The following is a 5,769-nucleotide window of genomic DNA, read 5'->3' as shown; positions in this document are numbered from 1 at the left end:
GGACGGCCCCGCGCCGCGCACCGGCCGCGCAGCCCCAGCGCTCACCGAGACCGGGTACGCGACCGACGGGGAAGCGCGCCAAGAGAAGGCCCTGAGATGGCGGCAACCGAGCGAACCCAGCGCAGCGGACGTAGTCGGCGGTCGCTGAAGACCGCGGTCACGGCCCTGGTCGTGACCACGATTGCGGCCGGGGCGGTGGCCTGCGGTTCCTCCGACGAACCGCTCCACTCGATCGGGTATGCGATCGACGGTGCCGTCACCACCTACAACGCCAATACCGTCGACGGTGCGGCGTCGGGCGCCCGGCAGGCGTTCGCCCGCGTGCAGCCGGGTTTCGGTTATGTCGGGCCGGCAGGCCGGGTCGTCTCCGACACCGATGTCGGCACCGCGACCGTCCTTCCCGCCGAAGCGCTCACCGTCCAGTACCGATTGGCCGCAGATTCGGTGTACTCCGACGGGGTACCGATGAGCTGTGATGATCTCGTGCTGGCGTGGGCCGCGGCGTCCGGTCGCTTCACCGCACCCGACGACACGGGCGCCGCGGTGAACGTATTCGACGCCGCACACCGAGGCGGATACGCCGACATCGACCGGGTCGAATGCCAGCCGGGTTCGAAGGACGCCACCGTCGTCTTCCGTGCCGATCGAAGCGACACGGACTGGCGGTCGCTGTTCGGGGCCACCGAGTTGCTTCCGTCGCACGTCGTGGCGCGCGCGTCCGGGGTGGCCGACCCGGTCGCTGCGATCACCAATGGTGATATCGACGCGGTGCGACGCATGGCCGACTTCTGGAATACCGGCTGGACCCTGACACCCGGGGCGCTCGACCCGGCGCTGCTGCCGTCGGCCGGGCCGTATCGAGTCGAGTCGTACACGGCCGAAGACGGCCTCGTCCTCGTCGCGAACGAACGGTGGTGGGGTAATCGCCCGGCCACCGACACGATCGTGGTGTGGCCGCGTGGCACGGCCGCGTCCGCCGCGTCCGGGGACGGCCGGATCCAGGTCGTCGACAGCGCCGACGGTGCACTCGACGGTATCGGAGCAGGTGACGGAGCCGCCGTCACGACGGTTCCGTCGCGCAACGTCGAACAGTTGACTCTCGCAACCCGTGGTGTGTTCGAGAATGCGGCGGCACGTCGTGCGTTCGCGTTGTGCATTCCCCGCACCGAATTGTTCGAGCAGTTCGGCACGGCAGGGGACCCACCCGAGTCGGGTATCGGTGCCGGTCCGGTCGATTCGCGGATTCTCGGCGCGGACTCACCGCTGTACCCGGGCGTCGCCGGAACCGCCTCCCGATACGCTCGGGCCGACGGCGCGGCCGCGACGGACGAACTCGCCGACAGCGGTCAGGATCGGATCACCGTACGGGTCGGCTATCTCGGCCCCGACCCGCGCCGCGCCCGGACCGTCGAGTCGATCGCCCAATCCTGTCGCGACGCGGGCATCGACGTCGTCGATGCGGCGTCCGAGACCTTCGTGCCGTCCCAATTGAGGGCGGGGCAGGTCGACGCCGTGCTCGCCGGCACAGCCGCCGTTGCCGGCGCGGGCGGTACGGCGAACCAGGGTGCCGCACGCGACACACTGCATTCCGGAACCGGCAGCAATATCGGTGGCTTCGCGAATCGCCGGCTCGACGAGATCCTCGACGCGCTGCTCGTCACCTCGGACAACGCCGCGGTCGCCGGTTTGGCCGGTGAAGCCGAGTCGATCCTGTGGAACGAGATGCCGACGGTACCGCTGTTCGCTCAGCCCCGCACCGCCGCGTTCGCCGCCGGCATGCACGCAGCCGTCGCGAACCCGACCACCGCGGGTGCCGGATGGAACATGGACCGGTGGATACTGACCAGGTGAACACGCACGGAATCGTCGAACCTGCCGTCCTCGAGCACGCCGCGAAGGCGGTGTCCGAGCGGACCCGCTGGGTCGACGACTTCCCGACCCCGGGGGTGCGATTCGCCGATCTGACGCCGGTGTTCGCAGACGGACCGGCGTTCGGCGCGGTGATCACGGCGCTCGCGGCCACCGCGTCCGGGGCAGAATTGGTTGCCGGGGTCGATGCGCGGGGGTTTCTCCTCGGCGGAGGTGTCGCCCGCGAACTGGGGGTCGGTGTGCTGGCTGTGCGCAAGGCGGGCAAGTTACCGCCACCCGTGCACACCTGCGAGTATTCGCTCGAATACGGCACCGCATCCATCGAGATCCCCGGCGATTCGATTCGGCTCGACGGTCGGCGGGTATTCGTCGTCGACGATGTGCTGGCCACCGGTGGCACCCTCGCCGCGACCGTCCGATTGCTCGAGGACGCCGGTGCGGAGGTCGTGTCGGTGGCGGTCGTCACCGAGATCGAGGCGCTGGCGGGACGCGCTCGGTTGGCAAAGTACCCGCTGACGGCGATCGTGCGGATCTGAGTACTACAGTTGGCGCAGGTATCGGGGCTCGACGGCCTCGACGGGCCGAGCGCGACGGTCCGGGCAGGTTGCGGTGGGAGGAGCGGGCATGACCCAGAATCTTGATCGGTCGTCGAACTCGGGTCCCACTCCGACGCCGGCATCGACGTCCGCGTCCCGGCGGGTGCGTGCCCGACTGGCCCGGCGCATCACCGGTCAGCGCGGAACTACCCTCAAACCGGTGCTCGAGCCGCTCGTCACGATCCACCGCGAGTTGTATCCGAAGGCTGACCTGTCACAGCTGCAACGCGCCTATGACGTCGCCGAGGAACGGCACAAGACGCAGAAGCGCAAGTCGGGCGACCCGTACATCACCCATCCGCTCGCGGTCGCGACGATTCTCGCCGAGCTCGGCATGGACACGACCACTCTCGTGGCAGCGTTGCTGCACGACACGGTGGAAGACACCGGCTACAGCCTCGAGCAGCTCACCGCCGAGTTCGGCGAGGAGGTCGCCCATCTCGTCGACGGTGTCACCAAGCTCGACAAGGTCGTCTTGGGGAATGCTGCCGAAGCCGAAACCATTCGGAAGATGATCATCGCGATGGCGCGGGACCCACGGGTCCTGGTCATCAAGGTCGCCGACCGGTTGCACAACATGCGCACCATGCGGTTCCTGCCGCCCGAAAAGCAGGCGCGCAAGGCCCGCGAAACCCTCGAAGTGATCGCGCCGCTCGCACACCGACTCGGTATGGCGACGGTCAAGTGGGAACTCGAGGACTTGTCGTTCGCAATCCTGCACCCGAAGAAGTACGAAGAGATCGTCCGCCTCGTGGCGACCCGCGCGCCGTCCCGCGACACCTACCTCGCGACGGTGCGCGCCGAGATCAACTCGACATTGTCCGCGTCGCGGATCGATGCGACGGTCGAGGGCCGGCCCAAGCACTATTGGTCGATCTACCAGAAGATGATCGTCAAGGGACGCGACTTCGACGACATCCACGATCTGGTGGGTGTGCGCATCCTGTGCAACGAGATCCGCGACTGCTATGCCGCGGTCGGGGTCGTGCATTCCCTGTGGCAGCCGATGGCGGGCAGGTTCAAGGACTACATCGCCCAGCCGCGTTACGGGGTGTACCAGTCGCTGCACACCACGGTCATCGGTCCCGAAGGTAAGCCACTCGAGGTGCAGATCCGCACGCGTGAGATGCACCGGACCGCCGAGTTCGGGATCGCCGCCCATTGGCGCTACAAGGAAACCAAGGGCAAGCACGCCGGTGACGCCAACGAACTCGACGACATGGCATGGATGCGGCAGCTGCTGGACTGGCAGCGGGAGGCCGCCGACCCCGGTGAATTCCTCGAGTCGTTGCGGTACGACCTGGCGGTCAAGGAGATCTTCGTGTTCACCCCGAAGGGCGACGTGATCACGTTGCCTGCGGGGTCGACGCCGGTGGACTTCGCGTACGCGGTGCACACCGAGGTCGGGCATCGGTGCATCGGTGCGCGTGTCAACGGCCGGCTCGTCGCACTCGAACGCAAACTCGAGAACGGCGAGGTCGTCGAGGTGTTCACCTCGAAGGATCCGAATGCGGGACCGAGCCGTGACTGGCAGTCGTTCGTGGGATCACCCCGTGCGAAGGCGAAGATCCGGCAGTGGTTCGCCAAGGAACGCCGCGAGGAGGCCCTCGAGCAGGGCAAGGACGCGATCGCCAAGGAAGTCCGGCGTGTCGGCTTGCCCCTCCAGCGCCTGATGAACGCGGATCTGATGCTGGCAGCAGCCAAGGAACTGCACTACGCCGACGTCTCGATGCTGTACGCGGCGGTGGGGGAACACCACGTCTCGGCGCAACACGTCGTGCAGCGGCTGGTGACCATGCTGGGCGGCGTGGGCGGCGTCGAAGAGGAACTCGCCGAACGGGCGACACCGTCGACAGTGCCGACACGGTCGCGGCAGAGCGGAGACTCGGGTGTCGAGGTTCCGGGGGCGCCGGGCACGGTGTCGAAGCTCGCCAAGTGTTGTACGCCGGTGCCGGGCGACGAGATCATGGGGTTCGTCACCCGTACCGGTTCGGTGAGTGTGCACCGCACCGACTGCACCAATGCCGGATCGTTGCGGGAACAGTCGGAGCGGATCATCGAGGTGCAGTGGGCGCCGTCGCCGTCGTCGGTGTTTCTCGTGGCAATCCAGATCGAGGCGCTGGATCGGCACCGCCTGCTGTCCGACGTCACCAAGGCGCTCGCCGACGAGCGGGTGAACATACTGTCGGCGTCGGTGACCACGTCCGGTGATCGGGTCGCAGTCAGTCGGTTCACGTTCGAGATGGGGGATCCGAAGCATCTGGGCCACGTCCTGAACGTGGTGCGCAATGTCGAGGGCGTCTACGACGTGTACCGCGTGACCTCCGCGGCCTGATCGGCGACAGGCGTTTCGTTCGTCGTCAGGTCACCCTGTTGATCACCACGGGTGTGACGGGCTTGCCCCGACCGAACGAGCCGGATTCCACGCCGGATCCGGCGGCGGCAGCCAGTGGTGGCAACGCTGATTCGTCGATCGTCCCGAAGATCGTGTATTGCTCCAGCAGGACGCTGTCGTCGAAGATGAGCAGGAATCGGCTGCCGTTGCTGTCGGCGCGGCCGTCCGAGGCCATCGCCAGTGTCCCGCGCGGGTACAACGCCGGGGTGAGGAAGCCGTTCGAATGGGAGGTCGACGTGACCGGGTACTCGTCGGCGAATTGGTAGCCGGGACCACCTGCCCCGGTACCCGTGGGGTCACCGCACGTGAACAACCGGGTGCCCGGCCCGTCGACGAGTTGGTCGCACGCGCTGCGGTTGAAGAAGCCTTGGCGCGCCAGGTTGATGAAGCTGTTGACGGCGCACGGCGCCTTCGCCCGATCGAGTACCAGCGGAATCGGGCCGATCGTCGTCTCCAGTGTCATCTTGACGGTTCCCGCCGTGGCGACCGGGGCCACCTCGGAGAATTCGGCCCGAGGCGTCGCGGGACCGCCCGGGACGTAGCGGCACTCGACGGTCGGGCCCGCCGGTGGAGGAACCGGCCGCAGGGCCGGATAGGCGGACGGGTCGAAATCGTCCGATGCCGCGGCGGAGGTGGCTGCGGCGGACGTGCTGATGGTTGCCGTCGGGTCGACGGTGGCGCTACGGCCGGTCGCGCATCCCGCGGCAAGTAGCGCGGCGGTGAACACCACGATGCCGCGCAGCGCGAGTCGGCGGGGTGTTCTGGTGTATGCGGGCACCGGGGAGATTTGGGTCACAGCAACGGCACGATATCCGAAATGTTGTGGATACGACAGAATGCGGGAACTTGTCCGTAACCGGGCTTCAACTTCGGTGATCGGCCACAGTCGCGGGCGGCACCCTCCGAAGG

At 67.7% G+C, this 5,769-nt stretch carries 4 protein-coding genes; 3 read left to right on the top strand and 1 reads right to left on the bottom strand.

The features are described 5' to 3' along the window. Positions 1-96: 96 nt before the first annotated feature. The 3 genes from WAX14_RS22045 (at position 97) to WAX14_RS22035 (ending at position 4,800) form a co-directional block, all read left to right on the top strand. A complete protein-coding gene (locus WAX14_RS22045; RefSeq protein WP_422630177.1) occupies positions 97-1,851 on the top strand; it encodes an ABC transporter substrate-binding protein in 1,755 nt (584 codons plus the stop codon). Further along, positions 1,818-2,405, top strand: coding sequence for an adenine phosphoribosyltransferase (locus tag WAX14_RS22040; protein WP_422630176.1), 588 nt, complete (start codon positions 1,818-1,820; stop codon positions 2,403-2,405). Before WAX14_RS22045 ends, WAX14_RS22040 begins: the two co-directional genes overlap by 34 nt. A gap of 88 nt (positions 2,406-2,493) precedes the next feature. Further along, positions 2,494-4,800 (top strand): RelA/SpoT family protein, encoded by a 2,307-nt coding sequence (locus WAX14_RS22035; RefSeq protein WP_422630175.1) that lies wholly within the window; start codon positions 2,494-2,496, stop codon positions 4,798-4,800. Between the two features lie 25 nt (positions 4,801-4,825). Here the strand turns inward: WAX14_RS22035 and WAX14_RS22030 are convergent, their stop codons facing one another. Continuing rightward, positions 4,826-5,656 (bottom strand): peptidylprolyl isomerase, encoded by an 831-nt coding sequence (locus WAX14_RS22030; protein WP_422630174.1) that lies wholly within the window; start codon positions 5,654-5,656, stop codon positions 4,826-4,828. Between the last annotated feature and the right edge of the window lie 113 nt (positions 5,657-5,769).

This window comes from Rhodococcus sp. (in: high G+C Gram-positive bacteria) (assembly GCF_049299235.1).
In the GTDB taxonomy this organism is placed as follows: domain Bacteria; phylum Actinomycetota; class Actinomycetes; order Mycobacteriales; family Mycobacteriaceae; genus Rhodococcus.
The sequence above is the reverse complement of the archived record's forward strand: the minus strand, read 5'-3'. Positions and strand labels throughout refer to the sequence as shown.